Genomic DNA, 26,442 nt, shown 5'->3' with positions numbered 1-26,442 from the left:
GGAGGAACAGATGAACGACGAATTTAAAGGCAAAAGCGGCAAGGTAAAAGTGATGTACGTACGTGATGAGGAGAGTGGTCAAAAGCCGAATCCCCGTACCGGCAAAGGCGGCCGTCCTGCTGCGCGCCAGGAAGATAATCGTCGTTCTGGTCCTCGCAGCGGTGCACGTAATAATGAAGAAGGTGGCCGTAGCGGCGCACGCAGCTCGGCACCGCGCGGTGCGAGTAATACCGAACGCGGTCGCAGCTTTGGTCGTCGTGACGATCGTGGTGACGACAACCGCAGCTTCGGTGATTCGCCGTGGCGCACCGTTTCTCGTCCGCCGGTCGCGGATGATAGCCAACTGGATGATGTCGCGAATAAGCCGGTCATCGATCCCGAGCAGATTCGCCGTCAGCGTCAGGAAGAGACGCGCGTCTACGGTGAAAATGCCTGTCAGGCGCTGTTCCTGAGCCGTCCGGAAAGCATCGTGCGTGCCTGGTTTATTCAGAGCGTAACACCGCGTTTCCGTGAAACCCTGCGCTGGCTGGCGGCCAACCGCAAAGCCTATCATGTGGTTGAAGATGCTGAGCTGACCAAAGCTTCAGGTACTGAACACCACGGTGGCGTGTGCTTCATCATCAAAAAACGTATGGGCATGCCGGTTACCGAGTGGCTGACCAAGGCCCCCACCAAAGATTGCGTGCTGGCACTGGAAGATGTCAGCAACCCGCACAACCTTGGCGGCATTATGCGTAGCTGCGCGCACTTCGGTGTGAAAGGTTTGCTGGTGAATGATGCTTCGCTGCTGGAGTCAGGTGCGGCAGTACGTACCGCCGAAGGTGGCGCTGAACACGTACAGGCAATCAGCGGCGAAAGCTTTGCCGATGGCCTGGAAGCGTTCCGTAAAGCGGGTTACACCATCGTTACCACCTCAAGCCACGAAGGCACACCGCTGGCGAAAGCTGAGCTGCCTGCCAAAATGGTGCTGGTGTTGGGTCAGGAGAGCGAAGGTCTGTCAGACAGCGCTTTCCAGCAGGGCGATCTCAGCCTGTCGATTGGTGGCACCGGCAACGTTGAAAGCCTCAACGTGTCAGTGGCAACCGGTATTCTGCTCGCCGAATGGTGGCGTCAGAACGCATAAAAAAACGGGCCGCAAGGCCCGTTTTTGTTTGTCTCGCTTAGTGAGCGCCACCGCCGCCACTGCCCGCACCAAATGGTGGACGCGCAAACCACACCAGCACCAGCAAGATCAAGAACACGCCCGCCGATGCCCAGAAGATCTCATTCGCTGAAATAATCAGACCCTGATTGGTAATTTGCTGCGCGATATATGCCGAGGCCTGCTGCTGGGTCATGCCCATGCTTTGCAACTGGTCATACATCTGCTGTGAATTGACGTTGTACGGATTCACCGACTCCGACAGATAGCTATGATGCATCGATTCACGGTTACTCCACATGGTGGTAGTAATCGAGGTACCGATGGAACCTGCCAGCGTACGCACGAAGTTCGACAGGCTTGATGCCGCCGCCATGCGTTCTGGCGGTAAGCCTGACAGCGTAATGGTGGTGAGCGGCATAAAGAAGCACGCCACCGCAAAGCCCTGAATAAACTGCGGCCACGCTGATGCACCAAAATCCATCCCCGGCTCAAACGTGTAGGCGCGCCAGTAAAAACAGACGGCATACATGATGAAGCTAAAGGTCACCAGCTTACGCATATCCAGCTTGTGGGCGAAGCGGCCAATGATCGGCGACAGGATCACTGGCAGAATCCCCACCGGTGCCGACGCCAATCCGGCCCAGGTAGCGGTGTAGCCATATACCTCCTGTAACAGCTGCGGCAGCAACACTATCGAGCCGAAGTAAAGCATATAGGCCAGGCTAATCGACAAACAGCCGATGGTGAAGTTGCGCATCTTGAACAACGACAAATCGACTATCGGATGGTCGTCGGTGAGCTCCCACACCAGCAACACCAGCAGCGCCACCACGGCGACCACCATCAGCACAATGATCTCGGTTGAGCTAAACCAGTCGAGCTCTTTTCCGCGATCCAGCATCACCTGCAGCGAGCCAATGCCCACCACCAGCAGTACCAACCCCACCATATCGATCCGACGGATTTCGGTTTTGGTTTCACGTCCACGCAGCGTTTGCAGCGTCAGTAACACCACCACCAAACCAATCGGTACGTTGATGAAGAAGATCCAGCCCCAGTGATAGTTATCGCTGATCCAGCCGCCGAGAATCGGACCGCAGATCGGTGCCACAATCACCGTCATCGCCCACAGCGAAAGCGCCACGCTGCGTTTCGCTGGCGGATAGTTGTTCAGCAGCAAACTCTGCGACAGCGGAATCAGCGGACCGGCAACCACGCCCTGAATGACGCGGAAGAAGATCAGCATCTCCAGGCTTTCGGACATGCCGCAAGCCCAGGACGCCAATACAAACAGGATGGTCGACCAGGTAAACAGCTTCACTTCACCGATGCGCTTGGCCAGCCAACCGGTAATCGGAATCGAGATGGCGTTCGCCACCCCGAAAGAGGTAATCACCCAGGTGCCCTGCGAGTTCGAGGCACCGAGGTTACCGGCGATGGTCGGAATCGCCACGTTAGCGATGGTGGAGTCGAGTACCTGCATGAACGTCGCCAGCGACAGGGCGATGGTCATCAGGACTAACGGCGCACCTTCAAGCGGTTTTTGTGCCATAACAGCCTCCCGCGGCGTTAGTCAGCGTTGGCACGAACGATGTCAGTAATCAGCTGGTTAACCGGCGCGAGGTCGATTGCCAACGCATTACTTTCATACGCGGCTTGCGAACGCACGGTGCTGGCCAGCGTGGCACCCTCTTTATTTTGGGTATCCACTTTCACCAGCGTGGAGAGGCCGATACGCAGCGGATGTTCCGCCACTTGTTTCGGATCCAGCTCGATACGCACCGGCAGACGCTGGACCACTTTAATCCAGTTACCGGTGGCGTTCTGCGCAGGCAGCAGCGAGAAGGCGCTGCCGGTACCCATATCCAGACCCACCACTTTGCCGTGATACTCGACGTCATCGCCGTAGATATCACTGATCACCGTGGCCGATTGGCCGATACGGACACCTGCAAGCTGGGTCTCTTTGAAGTTTGCATCGATCCACAGATTAGTGGACGGCACCACCGCCAACAGCGGGGTGGTGGTGGAGATTTGCGAGCCAACCTGTACGCTGCGACGTGAAATGAAGCCATCAATCGGGCTACGGATTTCAGTACGCTGCAGCGCCAGCCAGGCATCGCGCAGCTCAGCCGCACTCTGCTGTACCGCGGGCTGATTTTCCAGCGAGGTATTCAGAATCATCGCCTGGTTAGCGTTGTATTGCTGCACTGCCACATCCAGCTGCGCTTTGGCTGTCGCCACGGCATCACGCGAGTGTTGCAGCTCTTCGCGGCCAATCAGATTAGACGCGCCCAGCGGCTCGCGGCGTTTCAGGTCAGCTTCGGCCTGTTCCAGCGCGGTTTGCTGCAGCTTGATGGTAGCTTGATACTGCTTGCCATTGATCATCAGCTGGTGGGTTTGACGCACGCTGGTGGCTAACGCGGTCTGCGCTTTTTCAAACGCCTGCTCGGCATCGGTTTTATCCAGCGACACCAGGACGTCGCCTTTCTTCACCACGTCGGTATTATCAAACCACACTTTGTTTACGCTGCCAGAAACCTGCGCCATCACCTGCACCTGGTTGCCCGCCACGTACGCATCATCGGTTTCCTGGAAGTGACGCAGCACCAAATACCAGTAAGCCAGATACGAAACACCAATAATTACAAACACGATAGCCAGCAGGATCAGCACACCTTTGCGCTTCTTCTTTTTATTCGCTGGCTGTTGCGGGCTTTGAGCTTCCGCTGTCGCACTCATGTCGTTCTCCACGTTTTCCATTTAGTCGGGATGTGCCGATCCTTCAACACGGTTGCCCGAGTCAAAAAAGCCAGCACTTAAGCGCTGGCCGGACAAAAGGGGATTAAAATAGCGATTTCGGAAGGTGATTGTGTCGCACTTCTTGCTATTAGCGCGACAGGGAAGCGATAACCTGATCTTCGTCCATTTTATCGAGACGGTTAAGTAACTTACGGGTAATCGATTCCAGCTGATCCTGCTCATTAGTGGAGAGCGAAGACCACAGGTATTGCAGGCTCTGATGCTGCGGTGGCAGCAGCTGGCGCAGGAATTCATTGCCTTTTTCGGTCAAATGCAGATGCAGGCAGCGACGGTCGTTCTCGCTTTCACGACGTTCGATCCAGCCGCGCTTCTCCAGCTCATCAGCGATACGCGTGGCATTGGTGCGTGAAGAGCCGAGGGCAGAACTCAGTTCTGAAGGCTGAATGCTCTGATTTTCCTGTGCATCAAGGGTAATCAGCGCCATGAATAAGGTCTCGTTAATTCCCTGCGCCTTCAACATTTTGTTGCGATTATCCAGCAGTTTACCCTGCATGTGCATGCACAAGCGGGTCAAAATGATCTCCTGCAGCGGAAAATCTTTATGGCGGTTAGCACGGATGTTAAGCATCTGTTCAATGGGAGTAAACGAACTTTCCATTTTAAAAAAACCTCTTAGTTGCAACTGGTATAGTAATGATGGTGACAGATTAAGCGTAGTCACAATTTCCGCAGGTGATTGTTAGCACGATCACATAGTCAACATCTGATATTCCAGGTTGTTCCTTAACCCTGGGCATTTTGCCCTGACATCCCACCTGAACATACAGGCAGCCGATGCCATCAATTCATCTCGGGAAACCTTTTTACAGATAAATAATTTCGCGAGAAAAAATAACTCTGGTGAATAACTGCGCTGCTAACCATAACAAACCCAATCATTAATGAATAGTATTGCTCAGCGGTTTAGAACCATCTTTACGATTTCTAAACACTTTTCGCGCGCCGCTTATCCACGTAAATCAAGGTGTTGATTAACATGCTCTTAACAACGCCCGCGCGAATGCGACACCAGCCTAAGTGATGGAATTTGATCGCTAAACGGGAAGCAGTCATAGCGTGCGGATAAGAGAGATAATCATTTGTAGGTAATAGTAACCGAAAAAATTATTTCAATGGTGTGTTAATTAACAGGACGTACCAGTGCGCTATAGCGCACGCTTCGCTTATCGGGGGAAAGGAAAAGGGGAGAGGCAGCCATTTGCCGTAGCGGCGCAATTTATTGCGCTGAGTTCCTGAAGTGGAATTATTCCATGAAAAACGGCGCGATAAATCGCGCCGCTACAATACCAACGCTAATGTAAATGCGTTACTTCGCTGCCGCCAGTGCGTCCTGAATCCACTTATCGAATTCCGCCTGGTGACCTTTGATCCAGCCATCAACGTGGCCATTGATATCGGCTTCAGAAGCATGGCCCGCATGCATCGCCGCATTCTCGGCGTTGATGTCGCCAATCGGCAGCTTCATCTCAGCAAAAAGCTTTGCCGCGGCCGGATTTTTCTCGGTCCAGGCTTTGTTGGCGACGATATGCATGGTGTTCACCGGGAAACCGTAGTTAGCCCCGTTCGCCAGCTTGGTATCGACTTTGCTCTGCTCGCCCGGCAGTGAAGAGAACGGTACCTGCAGCCATACCACATCTTTACCCGGCTTCAGCACGTCGCTGACCCAATACGGCGTCCAGGTGTAATAGAACACCGGTTTGCCCTGTTTAAAGCGCGTGATGGTATCGGCGATCATCGCCGAGTAGTTGCCCTGATTGTGCTCCACGGTGTTGCTCAGCTTGTAGGCATCAATCTGGTGATTAATCACCGCTTCACAGCCCCAGCCTGGCGTACAGCCGGTCAAATCCGCTTTGCCATCGCCATTGGTATCAAACAGTTTGGCGATCTTGGGATCTTTCAGCTGTTCAATATTGGTGATGTGATACTGCTCGGCGGTTTTCTTATCGATCAGGTAACCCTGAGCCGCGCCACCGACGTAAGTGCCCTGGCGATAAAACTTCGCATCGCCGCCCGCGGCTTTATACATATCGTCGTGCAGCGGTTGCCAGTTGGTGGCAATAAAGGTGGCATCACCGGCTGCGATGGTGGTGTACGCCACGTTGTAATCAATCTCGCTTGGCTTCTCAACGGTATAGCCGAGTTTCTCCAGCGCGCGGCTTACCAACAGCGTCTGGAAGGTCTCTTCAGAGATGGTACTCTGCGTCGGTTTAACGGTGATGCCTTTACCGGGCAGGTCGGCGGCGGACACGTGCGTCGCGGCGAACGTCGTCAGGACGGCGGCGATGAGAGCTGTCTTGCGCATAGTCATTCCTTATTTTACGTGTTACGTCGAAGACGGGCGGCCGCAGCGGACCGCCCATTGAAATCAGGCTTTTTTACTGAAAGGGCGCATCAGCAGACCGAGCGGGCCAGTGCTGTACCAGTGACGGCTGCCACGGCTGCGGCTGTCGCGGCCCATCGACTGCGTCAAGCGATCGAGGATAATGGCGAGGATCACGATGCCCACGCCGCCGACGGTGGCGAGGCCCATATCCAGGCGACCAATGCCGCGCAGCACCATCTGACCGAGACCGCCAACCGCGATCATCGAGGCGATCACCACCATCGACAGCGCCAGCATCAGCGTCTGGTTTACGCCAGCCATGATGGTCGGCATCGCCAGCGGCAGCTGCACTTTGAACAGCATCTGACGCGGGCTGGCACCGAAGGATTCACTCGCTTCAATCAGGTCGGCTGGTACCTGCTTAATCCCAAGAATGGTGAGGCGCACAATCGGCGGCAGCGCAAAGATAATGGTCACCACTACGCCCGGCACGTTGCCGATACCAAACAGCATGACGATGGGCACCAGATAGACGAAGGCTGGCGTGGTCTGCATCGCATCCAGCAGCGGACGAATAATGCGCGCGGCACGTTCACTGCGCGCCAGCCAGATGCCGAGCGGCAAGCCGATGATTATGCAGAACAGCAGGGCGGTTAGCACCAGCGCCAGCGTCACCATCGCCTGCGACCAGGCACCAATCGCGCCAATGGCAATCAACGAGACCAGCGTAGCAATGCCCATCGCCGGGCTGGCAATCTGCCAGGCGATCAGTGCGAACACCACAATCGCTACCGGCGCGGGCATGCCGAGCAGTAACTGCTGGAACGCGCTGAGGATGTAATCCACCGGCACGCGAATGCCCTGAAACACCGGACGGAAATGGCTGACCACCCAATCGATGCCTTCAGTCACCCAGCTATCAAGCGGAATCCAGGTTTTATGGAACGGGTCCATGAGGTTGAAATGTTCCGGCGCGGGAGCGGGTGCGCTGCTCAGCCAGTCGCTGCTGCTGGCAGCATTGCTGGCGGCATCGTGGCCACCGCTGCTGGCGGCGGAGGGATCGCCCCATGCATCGGCGCTGCCGGAGCTGCTATCTGCAGGCGCGGCACCGCCGCTCGCCCAGGGATCGCTGCTGCTGGCGGCGGGGCTGGTATCAGTGGTGGCAGGTTGCTGGGTGGTTTGGCTGGCGCTTTCCCACGGATTCGCTGTTTGTTCGCTCATGATTAGGCTCCTTCACGGTCTAAAGCACGCAACAGCATGCTTTTCGAAATGATACCGACGTACTGATTCTCTTCGCTGACTACCGGCACGGCGCAGGGCGCTTGTGCCACATGCGACAGCAGATCGTTCAGGGAGGTATCGGCAGGAACCGCTAAGGGCGTGTCGAGTAGCGCGCTATCCAGCCCTTCACCGGCCGCCAGCGCGGCTTTCAATGAATCGGTGGACACCACGCCAACAAACTTCTGTTTCTCCAGCACGTAGCCATATTCGCGATCTTCATCCTGCAGCAGCTTGATGGCGGATCGCGGACCAAAACCGGCGGCTTTGCGGATCAGAGAACCCGCACTGCGACGCGCAATATCTTTGGCGCTAAACACGTGACTAATATCGACGCCGCGGAAGAAGGTGCGCACATAATCATTGGCAGGATTATTGAGGATTTCATCCGGCGTCCCGACCTGCACCACTTCGCCGCCCTGCATAATGGCAATGCGGTCGCCAATACGCATCGCTTCATCGAGGTCGTGAGAAATAAATACAATGGTACGCTGATGTTTGGCCTGCAGTTTTACCAGTTCATCCTGCATTTCGGTACGAATCAACGGATCAAGTGCTGAGAAAGCTTCATCCATTAATAAAATATCAGGATTAATCGCCAATGCGCGGGCTAATCCAACGCGTTGACGCATACCGCCAGAAAGTTCATCGGGATAAGAGTGGGCGTAATTATCCAGGCCAACCTGACGCAATGCTTCCAGCGCTTTTTCCTGACGTTCGGCTAAAGGAATGCCGGCTAATTCCATGCCAAAGGCGGCATTATTTAGCACCGTCATGTGTGGCATCAGCGCGAAGGATTGAAATACCATACTGATCTTATTTCTGCGGACTTCACGCAGTTCTGATTCCGATATTTTGGCAATATCGACACCGTCTATGATTACCTGGCCGCGAGTGGGCTCGATCAGACGATTGAGAAGGCGAACCATGGTGGACTTACCTGAACCTGAAAGCCCCATGATGACGAAGATCTCGCCTTCTTCAATGGCCAGACTGGCATTTTTGACGCCAACAGAGAGGCCGGTTTTTGCCAGAATACTCTCTTTGCTTTCGCCTTTATCGATCAGCTTAAATGCCTTTTCGGGATTATCCCCAAATACTTTATATAAATTCTTTACTTCGAGTTTAATTGCCATGCAGTAATTAATTTCCCGGTTAAATGTTTAACTATTTCTTGTTGTGGTCCTGATTAAAATTAAGCGCCCTATACCCTAACATAGTGAAATTATCTGACAACCCTGAATGGCGATATTCGGCGGCGCGCGCAGCAGTCAATCGCTAAAATCGCCAGTGCTCACAAGGGATGCGCGTGGATTAATTTTTTGCATTTGAGATGTGAATTTATGTGCGTTTCAGTCCGTTTCTGGTGCAGAGTGGCCGAAAATCAATCCAAAAAGAAGAAATATAAGTGAAATAAATGGGTGAGAAGAGCGGAAATAAGATTGGTTTAAAAAATAATGATCACTGAATTAATACGCTAAATAATTCGCGTCACAGCAAGGCGACAAGCCCGCTCGACCCAGCAGCATAGTGAACTATGTGACTGGGAAGAGTGGGCGCAGTCAACGCTGCTGTGCCAAAAGTAGGTGCCTCCAGGCAGCGCGAAGTATGACGCGTATTAGAAATTCCAGTCTTCGTCTTCGGTTTCTACGGCTTTCCCCATTACGTAAGAGGATCCAGAACCTGAGAAGAAGTCGTGGTTTTCATCGGCGTTGGGCGACAGCGCGGACAAAATCGCCGGGTTCACGGCGGTCAGTTCGGCCGGGAACAGCGCTTCGTAGCCGAGGTTCATTAGCGCTTTATTGGCGTTGTAGTGCAGGAAGGTTTTCACCTCTTCCGCCCAACCGACTTCACCGTACAACGCTTCGGTATACACCACTTCGTTTTCGTACAGCGCCAGCAGCAAATCAATCGCAAACTGCTGCAACTCCTCGCGGCGGCCAGCATCGACGTTTTCCAGCGACTTTTGGTACTTATAGCCGATGTAGTAGCCGTGTACCGCTTCGTCGCGAATGATCAGGCGAATCAGATCTGCGGTGTTGGTCAGCTTGCCACGGCTTGACCAATACATCGGCAGCCAGAAACCGGAGTAGAACAGGAACGATTCAAGGAACACGCTGGCGATTTTCTTCTTGAGCGGATCCTCGGCGCGATAGTGCTCCAGCACAATCTTCGCCTTGTTCTGCAACGCTTCATTCTCTTCACTCCAGCGATACGCCGCATCGACATCTGCGGTATTACACAGCGTGGAGAATATCGAACTGTACGAACGCGCATGCACCGCTTCCATAAAGGAGACGTTCGACAGCACAGCTTCTTCGTGTGGCGTAATAGCATCTTCCATCAGGCCCGGCGCACCAATCACGTTCTGGATGGTGTCGAGCAGCGTCAATCCGGTAAACACCCGAATAGTCAGCTGCTGTTGCTGGTGGTCCAGCGACTGCCACGCTGGCAAATCGTTGGAGAGCGGCACTTTTTCCGGCAGCCAGAAATTACTGGTCAGTCGGTTCCACACTTCGAGGTCTTTTTCGTCCTGGATGCGGTTCCAGTTAATGGCTTGAATTTGTTTTAGTTGCATAGTTTTCATCACAGTGAGCAGGAGACGCAGCCCTGCACCTCGGTGCCTTGAAGCGCCATCTGGCGCAGACGAATGTAATAGAGCGTTTTGATGCCTTTTTTCCACGCGTAGATCTGCGCTTTGTTGATATCGCGCGTGGTGACGTCGTCGCGGAAGAACAGCGTCAGCGACAGGCCTTGATCGACGTGCTGCGTGGCTTCGGCGTAGGTATCAATAATCGCTTCCGGCCCAATGGAGTACGCATCCTGATAGAGGTCGAGATTGTCGTTGGTCATAAACGGCGCCGGATAGTAAACGCGGCCGGTTTTGCCCTCTTTACGGATCTCAATGCGCGACACAATCGGGTGAATGCTGGAGGTCGCATGGTTGATGTACGAGATCGAACCGGTGGGCGGAATCGCCTGCAGGTTCTGGTTGTACAGCCCATGTTGCATCACTGCTGCGCGCAGCGCTTGCCAGTCGGCCTGCGTTGGCAGAGTCAGTCCGGCATCGGCGAACAGTTTTGCCACGCGCGCGGTGCGCGGCAGCCAGCGCTGTTCGACATATTTATCGAAGTAACTGCCGCTGGCGTATTTCGACTCGGCGAAACCGTCGAAACTCTTCTGATGCTCCTGCGCCAGCAGATTCGAGGTGCGCACGGCGTGATAGGTGACGCAATAGAAGTAGAGATTGGTGAAATCCAGCGCCTCTTCTGAACCGTACGCCATGCCTTCGCGCGCCAGATAACCATGCAGGTTCATCTGACCGAGGCCAATCGCGTGCGAGCGGCGATTGCCTTCCGCCACCGAAGGCACCGAATTGATCTCACTCATCTCGGAAACGGCGGTCAGTGCACGCACGGCGGTTTCCACGGTTTGCGCCAGATTGCGCGAATCCATGGCATGCGCAATGTTGAGCGAGCCGAGGTTGCAGGAGATATCTTTGCCGACGCGACGATAGCTGAGATCGTCATTGAACTCGCTGGCGCTGTTAACCTGCAAAATCTCGGAACAGAGATTACTCATGTTGATGCGCCCGGCAATCGGGTTGCTGCGGTTCACGCTGTCTTCAAACATGATGTACGGGTAGCCGGATTCAAACTGAATCTCCGCCAGCGTCTGGAAGAAATCGCGCGGCTTGATGTAGGTTTTGGTGATGCGATCGTCCGCCAGCATCTCGTCGTAATGCTCGCTGATGCTGATGTCACCAAAGGCTTTGCCGTAGATGCGCTCGACATCGTAGGGCGAGAACAGCGCCATATCGCGATTCTCTTTCGCCAGTTGGAAGGTGATATCCGGGATCACCACGCCGAGCGACAGCGTTTTGATGCGGATCTTCTCGTCGGCGTTTTCGCGTTTGGTATCAAGGAAGCGGAAAATATCCGGGTGATGGGCATTTAGCCATACCGCGCCTGCGCCCTGACGCGCACCCAGCTGGTTAGCGTAGGAGAACGCATCTTCCAGCATCTTCATCACCGGAATCACGCCCGATGACTGGTTCTCAATGCGCTTAATCGGCGCACCCGATTCTCGCAGGTTGGAGAGCAGGAACGCCACGCCGCCGCCGCGTTTCGACAGTTGCAGCGCCGAATTCACCGCGCGACCAATCGATTCCATATTGTCTTCGATGCGCAACAGGAAACAGGAAACCAGCTCGCCGCGCTGCTGCTTACCGCAGTTAAGGAAGGTTGGCGTAGCGGGCTGGAAGCGACCGCTCAGCATTTCCGCCAGCAGCTCGCGCGCTAAGGTTTCATTGCCGCGTGCCAGCGTCAGCGCCACCATGCAGGCGCGCTGTTCGAAGGTTTCCAGATAGCGTTTACCGTCGAAGGTTTTCAACGTGTAGCTGGTGTAAAACTTCCACGCCCCGAGGAAGGTGTGAAAGGCGAAACCTGCCGCATCAGCTTCATCGTGCAGCTGACACAGGAAATCGAAAGCGTACTGATTCAGCACCTCGGCTTCGTAGTAGCCTTCGGCCACCAGATAGCGCAGGCGCTCGCCTGCCGAGGCAAACTGCACGGTATTGGGTTGTACATGCTGCAGGAAGAACTGGCGCGCAGCTTCGTGATCTTTACTGAACTGGATGCGGCCATCGGCGTCATACAGGTTCAGCATCGCGTTGAGCGCGTGGTAATCAGTTAGCGAGCTATTTAGGGTGTCTGTCGTTGCCAAAATTGGGTCACTCCCGCTTTTACATTAGCGATATCGTCGGGGGTTCCCATCAGCTCAAAGCGGTAGAGATAGGGAACCTGACATTTCTGCGCAATGATGTCGCCCGCCAGGCAATAGCCTTCACCGAAGTTGCGGTTACCGGCAGCGATCACCCCGCGAATCCCGCGTCGGTTGGCATCATCATTGAGGAATTGAATCACTTGTCTCGGCACCGCACCGCGCGAACTGCCGCCGCCGTAGCTCGGCACCACTAAAATGTAGGGCTGTTCGATATGCAGGCGCTGCTTGCCGTCAACCGGAATGCGGCGGGCAGGCAGCCCAAGACGTGTGATGAATCGGTGCGTGTTTTCCGACTGGCTAGAGAAATAGACCAGTGGAAACATGGCTTATCCCCCTACGGCCGCGAGCTGGCGCAGGCTGGCAATTTTGTCGGGACGGAAGCCACCCCAGTGATCGTCTTGCGTCATCACCACTGGCACCTGGCGATAGCCGAGAGATTTGAGGTTGTCGATGGCTTCAGGTTGGGTATCAAGGTTGATCAGCTGATAGTCGATACCTTTGCGGTCCATGGCATTTTTAGTCGCATTGCACTGGACACAGTTGTCTTTGGTGTAAATAATAATGCGCATGATTCGTATTTCCCTTTGATTGCGGTCAGATTGCGAGATACGAAGCAAATTCCTGTTTGCATCGAACTTCGTCCTTGACGACATTTGGTAGTTAGTTGATGGGTTGAATACTAGATGTAGTGGGTAAAAGGGTCAAGCCCACCAGATATAGGGTTTTGTGATTTTGATCTTCGGATATTCGCTAAGACCAGAGATCATGCGCCTTCCAGGCCGGAAAAATTTTTTGTAAAGGGAATGAGATGGGAAGGTTGGTTGAATTTTGTGCGATTTGGCCCTCATCCCAGCCTTCTCCCGCAAGCGGGAGAAGGAGCCGATCCAGCATAGGTGTTACAGTTGAACGCCACCTAATCATTCCCTCTCCCGCCTGCGGGAGAGGGTTAAGGTGAGGGAAAGCGCGCACTATCTCGCGCCCACAAAAAAGCCCCGCATCAGCGAGGCTCATTGCATCAACGAACATAGGCTTATCGGCGTGAAGATACCAGCAGCGCGCCAAGCACTAAACCTATCGCCGCACCGACGCCCACGCCGTGCCACGGCTTGTCGTGGACATAGGCGTCAACCTGCGTACCCGCATCACGTGCCGCTTGCGATACGCGACTCTGTCCGCCGCTCAGTTTGGCACGCGTCTGCTTCAACAGCGCCTGCGCCTGGCTACGGGCATTATCAACTTCGTCTTTAGCTTCACTGCCATAAGATTTAAGTAACGCCTCTAGCGAATCGGCCAGTTCGTTTACATCCTGATTGATATCAATGTCATCGTTTTTTGCGCTTCGATTAAACATTTTTTAGCTCCCTTTGATTTAAAACGTAATACTTAGTGTAGACGAAGCGTGATTAAACGCAGGGATGTGCCAGGCTTTAGGGAAAATTCCGAATGCCCATGCCATCTTGCTGCTGTAAGGTTGCGGGGCTGTGAGAAGAGAGGAGCAAGCATGTATTTACGACCAGATGAGGTAGCGCGCGTACTTGAGAAAGTGGGCTTCGAAATGGATACCCAAACGCCAAAAATTTACGGTTATCGTCGCGGCGAAAACTATGTGTACGTCAATCGCGAAGCGCGTATGGGACGGACCGCCTTAATCATTCACCCGACGCTGAAAGAGAAAAGCCAGAGCTTTGCTGAACCGGCTTCAGAGATGAAAACCTGCGATCACTACACGCAATTCCCACTCTACTTAATGGGCGATTCGCAGGAGCATTACGGCATTCCGCACGGCTTCAGCTCGCGCGTTGCGCTTGAGCGTTATCTGCAAGGCGTATTTGGCGCCTGAACTTGCGCCCCGTTTCACGCGGGGCCGCAAACCCTGACTCAATCCTCTCCTTCTGCCCCGTTGCAAATCCGCACGCTGACGCGTATAAACTTGTGTCCATATAGATGTTCAGACGTCCATACGGATAAATATCATGCAAACTCAGGATACGCCTCCTCAGGAAAACTTTAAGCGCACCATGAAAGTACGGCATCTGGTGATGCTGTCGCTGGGCGGTGTGATCGGAACCGGGCTGTTCTTCAATACCGGCTACATCATCTCAACCACCGGTGCAGCCGGCACCTTGCTGGCCTATCTGATTGGTGCGCTGGTGGTGTGGTTGGTGATGGTCTGTCTCGGCGAACTGGCCGTAGCGATGCCGGAAACCGGCGCGTTCCACGTCTATGCCGCGCGCTATCTCAGTCCGGCCACCGGTTATACCGTCGCCTGGCTTTACTGGCTCACCTGGACGGTGGCGCTGGGTTCCAGCCTGACCGCCGCCGGGTTCTGTATGCAGTATTGGTTCCCAAGCGTGCCGGTGTGGACGTGGTGTCTGGTGTTCTGCATCGCTATTTATCTGCTGAATATCGTCTCAACGCGCTTCTTTGCCGAAGGTGAATTCTGGTTCTCCATCATTAAAGTGATCACCATCATCGCCTTTATCATTCTCGGTGCGGGCGCGATCTTTGGTTTTATCCCGATGAAAGACGGCAGCGCTGCGCCGGGATTACACAATCTCACCGCTTCCGGCTGGCTGCCGCACGGCACGCTGCCGATTCTGATGACCATGGTGGCGGTCAACTTCGCTTTCTCGGGCACGGAATTGATCGGTATCGCTGCCGGTGAAACCGAGCAGCCACAAAAAGCGCTGCCGCTGGCGATCCGCACCACCGTCGCACGGTTGATCATCTTCTTTATCGGCACGGTATTTGTGCTGGCGGCGCTGATCCCGATAGATCAGGCCGGGATCGTCAAAAGCCCGTTTGTGCTGGTGTTTGAAAAGATCGGCATCCCGTACGCGGCGGATATTTTCAACTTCGTGATCCTCACCGCCATTCTCTCCGCCGCCAACTCCGGCCTGTATGCTTCTGGCCGTATGTTGTGGTCGCTGGCTAATGAGAAGACGCTGCCGCGCTGTTTTGCGCGCGTCAACCGTCGTGGCATTCCGGTGCTGGCGCTGACCGTGAGCATGATTGGCGGCTTGCTGGCGCTGTTCTCCAGTGTAATTGCGCCGGACACGGTGTTTGTGGCGCTGTCGGCGATTTCCGGTTTTGCCGTGGTGGCGGTGTGGCTCAGCATCTGCGCCTCGCACTATGTGTTCCGCCGTCGCCATCTGCAGGCGGGCGGCAGCTTACAACAGCTGGCGTATCGCGCGCCGCTCTATCCGCTGACGCCGATTCTGGGCTTCCTGTTATGCCTGCTGGCGTGCGTCGGACTGGCATTCGATCCGTCGCAGCGTATTGCGCTGTGGTGCGGCATTCCGTTTGTGCTGTTCTGCTATGCCGCATACCATGTCACGCAACGACGCAAGTCATCCCTTAAGGCTGAGGAGGCCAACGATGTCGCGTAATCCTATCGCGCAGGCTCTAACCCAAACTGACACGCTGATTCTGGATGGCGCGCTGGCGACCGAGCTGGAGGCGCGCGGCTGCAATCTGGCCGATGCGCTGTGGTCGGCCAAAGTGCTGATGGAAAATCCTGAGCTGATTTATCAGGTGCATCACGACTACTTTGCTGCCGGCGCGCATGTGGCGATCACCGCCAGCTATCAGGCCACGCCGCAGGGTTTTGCCGCGCGCGGCTTAGATGAAGCGCAGGCGCTGGCACTGATCACTCAGAGCGTACAGCTGGCGCAGCGCGCGCGTGATGACTATCGCGCATCCTTCGCCAGCACCGCGCCGCTGCTGGTGGCCGGTTCGGTCGGGCCGTATGGCGCTTTTCTGGCCAATGGTGCGGAGTATCGCGGTGATTACGCGCTGCCGGAAGAGGAGATGAAAGCGTTCCACCGTCCGCGCGTGAAGGCGTTGCTGGAAGCGGGTGTCGATCTGCTGGCCTGTGAAACGTTGCCGTCCTTCGCCGAAGCGCAGGCGCTGGTGAGTTTACTGGCTGAATTCCCTGCCAGCAGCGCGTGGTTCTCCTTTACCCTGCGCGATGCCGAACACATCAGCGACGGCACGCCGTTGAGTAAAGTGGCTGAGCTGGTGCATGCGGCATCGCAGGTGGTGGCGGTTGGCATCAACTGCGTGGCGCTGGAGAGCGTAACGCCCGCTCTGCGCCGCTTCCAGGCGCTGTGTGATAAGCCGCTGCTGGTCTATCCGAACTCCGGCGAGCAGTACGATGCCAGCAGCAAAACCTGGCACTCCGCGCCGTCGGGCTGCACGCTGCATGACAAATTCGCTGAATGGCAGCAGACGGGCGCACGCCTGATTGGCGGCTGCTGCCGTACCACGCCGCAGGATATCGCGGCGATTGCTGCCTGTTGTCAACCGCAATAAAGCGCAGAAAATCATCAGTGATAGCGCGATTAAGCACAGAAGGGCAGTTTACACTGTCCTATCTGATGCTGAAGCGGACCTGCTATGAACCTGCGACCTCTTTTTCCTGCCTGTGCGCTGCTGCTGAGCGGCTGCGCCACCATTGTCGGCACTGAAACGCAACCGGTAAAAATCGACTCCCTGCCGCAAGGCGCGCGTTTCACCGTGCAGGATGAGACCGGCCGCGCGGTGGCGCAGGGCTATACGCCGCAAACCGTCGAGCTGGCGAAATCGACCGGGAATTACTTTGGTAAGAAGCACTATCAGGTGATGCTGGAGAGTCCGGGCTACGTGCCGCTAACCTTGCCGATCGAGGCCAATGCCAATCTGTGGTATTTGCTCGGCAATATTCCGCTGTTGGGCTTCCCCGGCTGGCTGCTGGTCGATCCCTTCTACGGCGGCATGTACGATCTCAAACCAGAGCATCCACAGCCGAAGCTGAACGTCGTCGGCGCGCGGGGTTAATAAGCCCGCACCGATCGTAGCGGCGCAATTTATTGCGCAATCTTACCGCGAAAAAAAACAGCGCAATTAATTGCGCCGCTACAAATCATTCAAAAGTTTGAGTTACTGCGCGGTAGGCTTCACCATCGCATTGGCGCTTTTATGCTGCGCCAGATGTTGCTGCTGGAAAATGCACATGCGGATGGTGTTGCGGTATTCGCCGTTGATGAAAAATTCGTGCTTCAGTACGCCTTCCACCTCAAAACCCAGCTTGGTGTAGATATGCACCGCCTTCTTATTCTCTTCATCGACAATTAGATAGAGTTTGTAGAGATTCAGCACCGAAAAGCCGTAATCCATCGCCAGCTTTGCCGCTTTGGTGGCTAAGCCTTTGCCCTGATGGGAAGGATCGATAATGATCTGAAACTCAGCGCGGCGATGCACGTGATTAATCTCGACCAACTCCACCAACCCGGCTTTGTGTCCATCATGCTCCACCACAAAGCGGCGCTCGGTCTGGTCATGGATATGTTTGTCATACAGATCCGAAAGCTCGACAAACGCTTCGTACGGTTCTTCAAACCAGTAACGCATCACGCTGGCGTTGTTATCTAATTGGTGCACAAAGCGTAAATCTTCCCGCTCCAGCGGACGTAACTTAACCGTCATACGGTGTTCCTTGTTGTTGAATGTTGCTCCACGATGCGGCCCTGCGCCATACGCGCCGCGCGATCGCACATGTGATCGATCACATCCGGATCGTGGCTGACCAGCACCATGGTTAAACCATCTTTTTGCTTTAGATCGTTGAGCAGGTTGAGGATCTCAGCCTGCACCGACATGTCCAGCGCCGAGGTCGGCTCATCCAGCAGCAGGATCTTGGGTTCCAGCAGCAGGGCGCGCACAATCGCTACGCGCTGACGCTGACCGCCTGAAAGCTGATGCGGATAGCGATCCGCCAGCGCCGGATCGAGCCCGACATGACGGAACCCGGCATTAATGCGGTCGTCGATGTTATCACGTTTGAGCATTTTCAGCGGTTCCGCCAGCGTGCGACGCAGGCGATGGCGCGGATGCAGCGAAGCGTAGGGATCCTGAAACACCATCTGCACATCGCGGCGCAGCTGGCCGGTAAACGCTTTACCGGGCTGCACGGCGGTGCCCGCCAGCGACATGCTGCCTCTCCAGTGCGGATTCAATCCCGCCAGCACCCACAGCAGCGACGACTTGCCGCAGCCGGACGGGCCAACCAGACCAAAACACTCACCGGCCGCGACCTGCAGCGACACATCGTGCACCACGGTGCGCAGCTCGTAACCTTGCTTGTGCGAAACGCTGAGGTTCGCTAACTCAATCATAATTCTTCTCCAGCGCGGCACGATCCAGCACCGGCAAACGCTCGCCGTGCGTGGCTTTACTCGGACGACAGGCCCACAAGGTGCTGGTGTAAGGATGGCTGGCGTTGGAGAGTTCGGACGCCGGCAAGGTATCCAGCACGCGGCCCTGATACATCACCATCACACGTTCGCAGTGCTCGGAAACCTGTTGCAGATCGTGGCTGATCAGCAGCAAACCCATGTTGCGCTGTTCAACCAGACGACGAATCAGCGCCAGTACCTGATCGCGCATCGCGTGATCGAGCGCCGACGTAGGTTCATCGGCGATCAGCAGTTCAGGATCGGTGATCAGGGCGATCGCCAGCATCACGCGTTGCCCCATGCCGCCAGAAAGTTGATGCGGATAGCGTTTCATCAGCTGACGCGGGTCGGGCAAGCCCACCGCATCCAGCATCTCGCACACTTTCTCTTTACGTTCAGCGCCGCTCAATTTGTGGTGCAGCACCAGCGGTTCTTCCACCTGCCAGCCAATGGTGCGCGTGGGATTGAGCGCATATTTCGGATCCTGCATCACCATTGCCACTTTACTGCCGCGTAGCTGGATCCAGTCACGCTCGCGCAGGCTCAGCGCATCGGTGTCGACAATCTGCAAGCGATCGGCCTGCAAGTGCAGCGAAGGTGACAGCAAGCCCATCAGCGTACGTGCGGTGAGTGATTTACCGGAACCGGATTCACCCACCAGCGCCACGCGCTCGCGGCCAATTTGGAAGCCAATGTTATCGACCAGCAGCGCATCATCGCTGCGAATCGTCAGGCCTTGTACATCAATTAACAGATCATTTGGCATGACGAGTATCCAGTCGGTCACGCAGGCCATCGCCTGTCAGGTTAAACGCCAGGCTGGCGAACAGAATCGCGCCGCCGGGTGCGGCGGCAACCCACCATTGGTCGAAGATCACTTTACTGCCTTCTGCCACCATCGAACCCCATTCGGCGGTAGGCGGTTGCACGCCCATGCCAAGGAAGCCGAGGCCCGCCGCTGAAAGAATGATTCCGCCGAGGCTCAGCGCGGCACGTACCACCGCCGTTGGCATACACAGCGGCAGAATGTGGCCAAACATCAGGCGTAAACCGGTGATGCCCTGCATGCGCGCGGCGGCGAGGTAATCACTGCGGCGCAGCGCCAGCGTTTCCGCGCGCGCCTGACGGGCAAACGGCGGCCAGCTGGTGAGCGCCAGCGCCAGTGCGCCATTCATCAAGCCGGGGCCGAGCATGGCGACCAGCGCCAGCGCGATCACCAGATTCGGCAGCGACAGGAAGATATCGGTTATGCGCATCAACACGCGCTCGGTCCAGCCGCCCACGTAACCGGCGGTGATGCCGACCAGCAGGCCAACCGGAATGGTCAGCACCAGAATCAGTGACACCAACAGCAGCGTGGGGCGCGCGCCATAAATCACGCGTGACAGCAGATCGCGGCCAAAGCCATCGGTGCCAAACCAGTGCAGCGCCGATGGCGCCTGCAAACGCTGGGAGATGATCTGCGCATTGGGATCGAAAGGCGCCAGCAATGGCGCGAACAACGCCATCGCCACCACAATCAGCACCAGCGTCAGGCCGATGGAAAGCGAGGTCACGCGCGCGCGGCGGCGGCGCGGACGCAGCGTTTCCAGTTCAGAGAGTTGTTGAGTCATCGGGTTCTCGGATCGGTTAACCAGGTCAGGGCATCGGCCAGCGCGTTGAGCAGAATAAAGCAGCTGCCAATCAGCAAGGTCGAGCCGAGAATCGCCGGTACATCGGAGGAAAACAGCGCGTTAGTCATGTAGCGACCAACGCCCGGCCAGGCAAATACCGTTTCGGTGAGTACCGAACCTTCCAGCAGCGTGGCGTAGGAGAGGGCGATAACGGTAATCAGCGTGCCCAGCACGTTGGGGAAAATATGACGCAGCAAAATGCGGCCACGGCTGGCACCTTTCGCACGCGCCAGCACCACATACTCTTTGCTGCTCTCTTCCAGCAGCGCCGCGCGCAGCAGGCGCGTGATACCCGCCATCGCCAGCAGGCCGAGAATCACCACCGGCAGCCACAAGTGGGCAATCGCATTGTGGAACATCTCGGGATCGCCGGACATCCAGCTATCAATCAGTACAAAGCCGGTTTTTGGCTCCAGCGTGTAGATCCAGATGTCATCAAGCTGGCCCGGTCCGGCGGACCAGTGCAGCACGGCATAAAACAGCAGCAAACCCAGCAAGCCGAGCCAGAACACCGGCACCGAGTAGCCGAGCAGCGAAACAAAACGCGCCACGTTATCGATGATGCTGCCCGGCTTCCACGCCGCCATCAGCGCTAAGGCAATGCCGAACACCGCGGCAAAAATCATCGCGCAGGTGGCCAGCTCAATGGTGGCCGGGAAGGTGCGCATCAGGTCGGCGCTGACCGGTTGATTGGTCAGATGCGATAAGCCGAGATCGCCGCGCGCCAACTGGCTGATATAGCGCCAGAACTGCACCAGCACCGGCTGATCAAGACCGAGATAGTGTCGCACCTGCGCGTAGGTGGCTTCGCTGGCGTGATCGCCTGCGATCTGTTGCACCGGATCGACAGGTGACAGGTGCGACAGCATAAAAGTGAACGCTAACAAACCGACCAACGTCACCAGCAGCGAGAGCAGGCTGGTGACGATGTGGCTAACGCGTTGCCAAAGTGGCCGGGCGAACCCGGCCTGTGAAGCTGACACTGCCATTACTTAGAAACCTGCGAGTAATACACCATGTCCGGGTTGATGCCCTGCACATAGCCTTGCAGATTGTCGCGCAGCGCAATCAGGTTTTTCGCCTGCAAGCCAATCACGTACGGCGAGTTCTTCAGCACTTCACGCTGCATCGCCTGATAGAGTTCGACGCGCTTGTTGTTATCGCTCTCGGCGGTGGCGGCCAGCGTTTGCTTGTTCAGCTCCGGGATGTGCCAGTCAGAACGGTAAGCCACGGTTTTGCTGCCATCTTCCGGGTTGTAAGCGAAGGACGCGGCGTTGGTGTTGGGATCGAAATAGTCTGCGCCCCAGGCGTTCAGGGTGGCTTCATATTTGTGCGCCTTCACGCGGGTCGAGACTTCAGAGCTCAGGCCAGGTTGCACTTCCACTTTCACGCCGCCTTTGGCAAAGCTGCCCTGCAGCGCCTGCGCGATATCGAGGTAAGGCGGCTGGTTGCTGGTGGAAAGCGTGAAGCTGACGTTGGTCAGACCGGCTTTCTTCAGAATCGCTTTGGCTTTCTCAGGATCGTAAGTGTACGGCGTGTCGTTGATTGCGCCGAGGAAGCCTTTCGGCAGGAAGGTTTGATGCACGTCGAACTGGCCTTTCAGCAGGTCGTTAGCGATACCTTTATAGTCGAATAGGTATCGAGCTGCTTCCCACAGCGCCGGGTTCTTCAGCACCGGGTTTTCACCGATGTTGAACTGGATGTAATAGAGCGACGCCATCGGAATCGCTTCGGTCTTCACGCCCGCTTTGCCTTTCAGCGAGGCGATCTGATCCGCACCGAGGTTACGCGCGATATCCACATCGCCCTGTTCCAGCAGCAGACGACGCGCAGCCGGTTCCGGAACGTTTTTAATCAGGATATTTTTCAGCTTCGGAGCGCCCGCTGGCGAAGTTGGATTCGCGCTCAGCAGAATCGCTTCGTGCAGCACCACTTTACGAATCTGATACGGGCCGCTACCGGCAGAGTGAGTACCGAGCCACGCATGGCCGAAGTCACCGTTCTTCGCGTTGGCCTGCGCGGTTTTCTCATCAACAATCGAAGAGACCGGCGCGGAGAGCAGGCTGAGCACATACGCCGGGCTGACGTTGGCGCTCCAGCTGATCTGTACGTGGTTGTCATCAACCTTTTTCAGGAAGGTATCGACGTTGTCTTTATTCCAGCCAAGTTGGGTAAGAATAAAGGAGGGATCGAGGTTGAGTTTCACCACGCGACCCAGTGAGAAGATCACATCCTCCGGACGCAGCGGATTGCCGCTGGCGAACTGAGCACCTTTGCGTAGTTCAAACGTCAGGCTGCGATTATCGCTGCCCGCTTGCCAGGACGTGGCCAGCGTTGGCTGCAAATCGGTTGGATTGGTGGGATCGGACTGAACCAGGCGCTGATAAATGTTAGTGAACGCTTGCACCGTGGTGAGCTCGAAGCCCTGCGCGGGATCGAAGCTGTCGGCATCATCGGTAGACTGGGCAATCACCAGCGTATCTTTCGGCGTCGCTGCCTGAACAGAGAAGGCGGCTACCAGCGATAACGCCAGCAGTGATGGAATAATTTTTTTCATGTTGTTTCCTTGCCTAAAAAAAGTAACGCGAGTTTACGAGAGCGCAGCAGTGAAGAATAGTCAATTTCAGGCTATGCATATGCATTAATGATCTAAGACGCATGGTTCAGTTATAAGGGAAAACCGCACAATCCGTAGCGGCGCAATTCATTGCGCAATGTGTGGAAGGGCTTTGGGTGCAGGATCGTTAACGCAAAATCGCGCGATTAATCACGCCGCTACGGAATGTGCATGTGAGGTAATATCAACTCAACTGCAACGGAATATAAATGATGGGTGACTAACCGATAATTAACTTTACTTCGTTACTTGCCAGAATATAATGGCCGCAATTTCAAAGCAGGAGAGTTCAGTTGGACAGTCACCCTTTTAGTTGGCATCACAAGGCAAGCTGACGCGCGAACTTTTTTGTCGCTGCTTGCCAACACGGCGGGCAGCAATCCTCTCTTTTCTGATGATTGTTCCCTTTAAACGACATTGTAACGGGCCAAAGCCCGTGGGGATATCATCATGCACATGATTTTTAACACACTTTTCCCTCCGCCTCGATACGCGCGCTGAACCTCAGCGTGCTGATTAGCGCTGCACATTAGACGGCTTTTCGCTGTTCGATTGCGTGGTGTTTACCTTCGTCTTTATTTATTACTCGTTATTTTGCGAGCGACTCTTTTCGTCTTTAATTTCCGGGAGGTGATATGGAAATTCCCGACAGGTTATTTTTAATTTAACAAACGCATTGCCGTTAATTTAATTTGTGTGCCTCGCACGCAGGGATTTTTATTGCCGTAATAAAGAGGAATGTCACTATGACTGACATGAAACTCAACCAGGACAAAAAAGCCTGGAACACCACGCGCCAGCCGCGTCAAAAAACACCGCGTTACCTGATTGAAGATGAAGCCGGTTTTACTGCCGACGAAACGCTGGTGCGTCTGCGCAGCGATGCGCTTGGCCTGAGTGAACGTGAAGCCGAGGCGCGCCTGAATGTATATGGCCGCAATCAGGTCGAACACGACAAAGCGCCACCGGCGTTGTTGCAGTTGCTGCAGGCATTCAACAATCCGTTTATCTATGTCCTGATGGCGCTGGCGCTGGTGAGCTTTTTCACTGATTTCTGGCTGCCGCTGCGCAACGGCGAGGAGACCGATCTGACCGGTGTCATCATCATTGTGACGATGGTAACGCTCAGCGGTTTGCTGCGCTTCTGGCAGGAGTTCCGTACCAATAAAGCGGCGCAGGCGCTGAAATCGATGGTGCGCACCACCGCCACGGTGCTGCGTCGTGAGTCAGCGCAGCAAGCGCCGCTCAAACAGGAAGTCGATATCGCCACGCTGGTGCCGGGTGACATCATCTATCTGTCGGCGGGGGATTTGGTGCCAGCCGATGTGCGGCTGCTGGATTCACGCGATCTGTTTATCAGCCAGGCGATTTTGACCGGCGAATCGTTACCGGTTGAGAAGTATGACGTCACCGGCCACGTCACCAGCAAAAGCAGCGGTGCCAGCGAACAGGGCACATCGCTGCTGGAACTGGGCAGCGTCTGCCTGATGGGCACCAACGTGTCCAGCGGCAGCGCCAAAGCGGTGGTAGTGGCAACCGGCAGCGAAACTTACTTCGGTAGCCTGGCGAAATCGATTGTGGGTAATCGCGCACAAACCGCCTTTGACCGCGGCGTCAACAGCGTGAGCTGGCTGCTGATCCGCTTCATGTTGGTGATGGTACCGGTGGTGTTGCTGATTAATGGCCTAACCAAAGGCGACTGGCTGGATGCTTCACTGTTTGCGCTGGCGGTAGCGGTAGGTTTAACGCCGGAAATGTTGCCGATGATCGTCAGCTCCAATCTGGCGAAAGGTGCCATCGCCATGTCGCGGCGTAAAGTGATCGTCAAACGTCTGAATGCGATTCAAAACCTCGGCGCGATGGATATTCTCTGCACCGACAAAACCGGCACGCTGACGCAGGACAACATCATTCTGGAGCATCATCTGGATTGTGCTGGCGTGGAGAACTCACGCGTGCTGATGCTGAGCTGGCTTAACAGCCACTATCAAAGCGGCACGCTGAATCTGATGGATCGCGCCATTTTGCAGTACGGCAAAAACCGCGTCAGCGAAGCGGTAAGCGATACCTATATCAAAGTGGATGAGCTGCCGTTCGATTTCATTCGCCGTCGCGTCTCGGTGGTGGTGCGCGATCGTCGTCTCAATCAACAGATGCTGATCTGCAAAGGCGCGGTGGAAGAGATGCTGAGCATCGCGACTGCCGAGCGTGAAGGCAAACTGGTGCAGCCGCTGAACGAAACGCGTCGTGCAGAACTGCTGGCGCTGGCACATCAATACAATGAGCAGGGTTTCCGCGTGCTGCTGGTGGCGAGCCGCGTGCTGGCGGAGCCGGGTTTACAGCAGCCGCTGAGCGTGGCGGATGAGCAAGGCTTAACGGTAGAAGGGCTGCTGACCTTCCTCGATCCACCGAAAGAGAGCGCCGCCAAAGCCATCGGCGCGCTGCGCGACAATGGCGTTAGCGTCAAAGTGCTGACCGGCGATAATCCAGTGGTGACCGCGCGCATTTGCCAGCAGGTTGGCATCGACAGCGGCGCGATCGTCACCGGCGACCAAATTGCCCTGATGAGCGACGAGCAGTTGGCAGACGCCGCCGCACAGAGTGCGGTATTCGCTAAACTCACGCCGCTGCAGAAATCACGCATCCTGCGCGCGCTACAGCAACAGGGCCACACCGTTGGCTTCCTCGGCGACGGGATTAATGATGCGCCGGCGCTGCGTGATGCTGATGTCGGGATTTCCGTCGATAGCGCGGCGGACATCGCTAAAGAGTCCTCCGATATCATCCTGCTGGAAAAAGATTTGATGGTGCTGGAAGAGGGCGTAATGAAGGGACGCGAAACCTTCGGCAACATCATTAAGTATCTGAACATGACCGCCAGCTCGAACTTCGGCAACGTGTTCTCGGTGTTGGTGGCGAGCGCCTTTATTCCGTTCCTGCCGATGCTGGCGATTCATCTGCTGATTCAGAACCTGATGTACGATCTGTCTCAGCTGGCACTGCCGTGGGACAAAATGGACCGCGAGTTCCTGCGCAAACCGCGTAAATGGGACGCGCGTAATATCAAACGCTTCATGTTGTGGATTGGGCCAACGTCGTCGATTTTCGATATCACCACCTTTGCGCTGATGTGGTACGTGTTCGCGGCGAACACGCCAGAAATGCAGTCGCTGTTCCAGTCCGGCTGGTTTATTGAAGGCTTGCTGTCGCAAACGCTGGTGGTGCACATGCTGCGCACGCAAAAGATTCCGTTTATCCAGAGCCGTGCGGCGCTGCCGGTGCTGCTGACCACTGCGTGTGTGATGATCGCCGGCATTCTGCTGCCGTTCTCACCGCTGGGTGCGATGGTGGGATTGGTGCCGCTGCCATGGTCTTACTTCCCATGGCTGGTGGCAACGCTGCTCGGGTATTGCGTGGTCGCGCAGGGCATGAAAATGCTCTACATCAAGCGCTTTGGTCAGTGGTTTTAAACACATGGAGGTGAAATGCGTAACCGCAATCTCAATAAGGTGGTGTTTCACCTGATAATGATGATGGTTGTCATGGTGGTGTTAACGCTGGTGTTTCGTTAATGAAAAAAGGGC

Annotated in this window: 23 protein-coding genes; 6 read left to right on the top strand and 17 right to left on the bottom strand. The window is 55.7% G+C overall.

The window, feature by feature from the left end; all coding sequences use genetic code 11:
* Positions 1-10: 10 nt before the first annotated feature.
* A complete protein-coding gene (locus ACVLVH_RS09235) occupies positions 11-1,123 on the top strand; it encodes a tRNA/rRNA methyltransferase (protein WP_137386321.1) in 1,113 nt (370 codons plus the stop codon).
* Positions 1,124-1,160: 37 nt separating this feature from the next.
* Here the strand turns inward: ACVLVH_RS09235 and emrB are convergent, their stop codons facing one another.
* From emrB to ACVLVH_RS09180, 11 genes are all read right to left on the bottom strand, one after another.
* Positions 1,161-2,696, bottom strand: a complete 1,536-nt coding sequence (gene emrB, locus ACVLVH_RS09230; RefSeq protein ID WP_101763434.1) for a multidrug efflux MFS transporter permease subunit EmrB — start codon at positions 2,694-2,696, stop codon at positions 1,161-1,163.
* Between the two features lie 17 nt (positions 2,697-2,713).
* Positions 2,714-3,886, bottom strand: coding sequence for a multidrug efflux MFS transporter periplasmic adaptor subunit EmrA (emrA, locus tag ACVLVH_RS09225; protein WP_110868299.1), 1,173 nt, complete (start codon positions 3,884-3,886; stop codon positions 2,714-2,716).
* Positions 3,887-4,034: 148 nt separating this feature from the next.
* A complete protein-coding gene (mprA, locus tag ACVLVH_RS09220; protein ID WP_008101638.1) occupies positions 4,035-4,565 on the bottom strand; it encodes a transcriptional repressor MprA in 531 nt (176 codons plus the stop codon).
* Between the two features lie 708 nt (positions 4,566-5,273).
* Entirely contained in the window at positions 5,274-6,269 is a 996-nt protein-coding gene (gene proX / locus ACVLVH_RS09215; RefSeq protein WP_101763435.1) for a glycine betaine/L-proline ABC transporter substrate-binding protein ProX, read from the bottom strand.
* A 63-nt stretch (positions 6,270-6,332) separates the two neighbouring features.
* Positions 6,333-7,511 carry a glycine betaine/L-proline ABC transporter permease ProW gene (gene proW, locus ACVLVH_RS09210; protein WP_101763436.1) on the bottom strand — a complete coding sequence of 393 codons (1,179 nt, stop codon included), beginning with the start codon at positions 7,509-7,511 and terminating at the stop codon, positions 6,333-6,335.
* 2 nt (positions 7,512-7,513) lie between these two features.
* Positions 7,514-8,704 (bottom strand): glycine betaine/L-proline ABC transporter ATP-binding protein ProV, encoded by a 1,191-nt coding sequence (gene proV / locus ACVLVH_RS09205; RefSeq protein WP_101763437.1) that lies wholly within the window; start codon positions 8,702-8,704, stop codon positions 7,514-7,516.
* A gap of 482 nt (positions 8,705-9,186) precedes the next feature.
* Positions 9,187-10,146: a class 1b ribonucleoside-diphosphate reductase subunit beta gene (nrdF, locus tag ACVLVH_RS09200; protein WP_110868298.1), complete on the bottom strand. Its 960-nt coding sequence runs from the start codon at positions 10,144-10,146 to the stop codon at positions 9,187-9,189.
* Between the two features lie 8 nt (positions 10,147-10,154).
* On the bottom strand, positions 10,155-12,293 hold the full coding sequence (nrdE, locus tag ACVLVH_RS09195) for a class 1b ribonucleoside-diphosphate reductase subunit alpha (RefSeq protein WP_498949257.1): 2,139 nt from the start codon (positions 12,291-12,293) through the stop codon (positions 10,155-10,157).
* Positions 12,272-12,676 carry a class Ib ribonucleoside-diphosphate reductase assembly flavoprotein NrdI gene (nrdI, locus tag ACVLVH_RS09190; protein ID WP_061718050.1) on the bottom strand — a complete coding sequence of 135 codons (405 nt, stop codon included), beginning with the start codon at positions 12,674-12,676 and terminating at the stop codon, positions 12,272-12,274. The genes nrdE and nrdI overlap by 22 nt, the downstream gene beginning before the upstream one ends.
* A 3-nt stretch (positions 12,677-12,679) precedes the next feature.
* Positions 12,680-12,922 carry a glutaredoxin-like protein NrdH gene (gene nrdH, locus ACVLVH_RS09185; protein ID WP_498949255.1) on the bottom strand — a complete coding sequence of 81 codons (243 nt, stop codon included), beginning with the start codon at positions 12,920-12,922 and terminating at the stop codon, positions 12,680-12,682.
* Positions 12,923-13,383: 461 nt separating this feature from the next.
* Entirely contained in the window at positions 13,384-13,704 is a 321-nt protein-coding gene (locus tag ACVLVH_RS09180) for a DUF883 family protein (protein WP_008101623.1), read from the bottom strand.
* Positions 13,705-13,854: 150 nt separating this feature from the next.
* On the opposite strand from ACVLVH_RS09180, the gene ACVLVH_RS09175 reads away from it, so the two are divergent.
* From ACVLVH_RS09175 to ACVLVH_RS09160, 4 genes are all read left to right on the top strand, one after another.
* Complete coding sequence (locus tag ACVLVH_RS09175) at positions 13,855-14,193, top strand: DUF2002 family protein (RefSeq protein WP_008101622.1); 339 nt, start codon at positions 13,855-13,857, stop codon at positions 14,191-14,193.
* A gap of 133 nt (positions 14,194-14,326) precedes the next feature.
* Positions 14,327-15,742: an S-methylmethionine permease gene (gene mmuP, locus ACVLVH_RS09170; protein ID WP_498949252.1), complete on the top strand. Its 1,416-nt coding sequence runs from the start codon at positions 14,327-14,329 to the stop codon at positions 15,740-15,742.
* Positions 15,732-16,667: a homocysteine S-methyltransferase gene (gene mmuM, locus ACVLVH_RS09165; RefSeq protein WP_498949251.1), complete on the top strand. Its 936-nt coding sequence runs from the start codon at positions 15,732-15,734 to the stop codon at positions 16,665-16,667. Before mmuP ends, mmuM begins: the two co-directional genes overlap by 11 nt.
* Before the next feature lie 84 nt (positions 16,668-16,751).
* Entirely contained in the window at positions 16,752-17,171 is a 420-nt protein-coding gene (locus ACVLVH_RS09160; RefSeq protein ID WP_008101619.1) for a hypothetical protein, read from the top strand.
* Between the two features lie 102 nt (positions 17,172-17,273).
* On the opposite strand, the gene speG is transcribed toward ACVLVH_RS09160, so the two are convergent.
* The 6 genes from speG to ACVLVH_RS09130 are packed head-to-tail and all read right to left on the bottom strand — an operon-like array spanning position 17,274 to position 22,798.
* Positions 17,274-17,819: a spermidine N1-acetyltransferase gene (gene speG / locus ACVLVH_RS09155; protein ID WP_008101618.1), complete on the bottom strand. Its 546-nt coding sequence runs from the start codon at positions 17,817-17,819 to the stop codon at positions 17,274-17,276.
* The gene (locus ACVLVH_RS09150; RefSeq protein ID WP_498949249.1) at positions 17,816-18,508 is read right to left on the bottom strand and encodes an ABC transporter ATP-binding protein; all 693 of its coding nucleotides are present in this window, start codon (positions 18,506-18,508) and stop codon (positions 17,816-17,818) included. Before ACVLVH_RS09150 ends, speG begins: the two co-directional genes overlap by 4 nt.
* On the bottom strand, positions 18,501-19,334 hold the full coding sequence (locus tag ACVLVH_RS09145; protein WP_280171996.1) for an ABC transporter ATP-binding protein: 834 nt from the start codon (positions 19,332-19,334) through the stop codon (positions 18,501-18,503). The genes ACVLVH_RS09150 and ACVLVH_RS09145 overlap by 8 nt, the downstream gene beginning before the upstream one ends.
* Positions 19,324-20,181, bottom strand: coding sequence for an ABC transporter permease (locus ACVLVH_RS09140; protein WP_101763443.1), 858 nt, complete (start codon positions 20,179-20,181; stop codon positions 19,324-19,326). The genes ACVLVH_RS09145 and ACVLVH_RS09140 overlap by 11 nt, the downstream gene beginning before the upstream one ends.
* Positions 20,178-21,230 carry an ABC transporter permease gene (locus ACVLVH_RS09135; protein WP_498949246.1) on the bottom strand — a complete coding sequence of 351 codons (1,053 nt, stop codon included), beginning with the start codon at positions 21,228-21,230 and terminating at the stop codon, positions 20,178-20,180. The genes ACVLVH_RS09140 and ACVLVH_RS09135 overlap by 4 nt, the downstream gene beginning before the upstream one ends.
* A complete protein-coding gene (locus ACVLVH_RS09130) occupies positions 21,230-22,798 on the bottom strand; it encodes an ABC transporter substrate-binding protein (RefSeq protein WP_101763445.1) in 1,569 nt (522 codons plus the stop codon). Before ACVLVH_RS09130 ends, ACVLVH_RS09135 begins: the two co-directional genes overlap by 1 nt.
* Before the next feature lie 806 nt (positions 22,799-23,604).
* Between ACVLVH_RS09130 and mgtA the strand changes: the two genes are divergently transcribed.
* On the top strand, positions 23,605-26,328 hold the full coding sequence (gene mgtA / locus ACVLVH_RS09125; RefSeq protein WP_498949244.1) for a magnesium-translocating P-type ATPase: 2,724 nt from the start codon (positions 23,605-23,607) through the stop codon (positions 26,326-26,328).
* Positions 26,329-26,442 lie beyond the last annotated feature (114 nt).

The sequence above is a fragment of the Kluyvera sp. 1366 genome (genome assembly GCF_054823405.1).
Note: the sequence above shows the minus strand (reverse complement) of the source record. Positions and strands in the feature narration are given on the sequence as shown.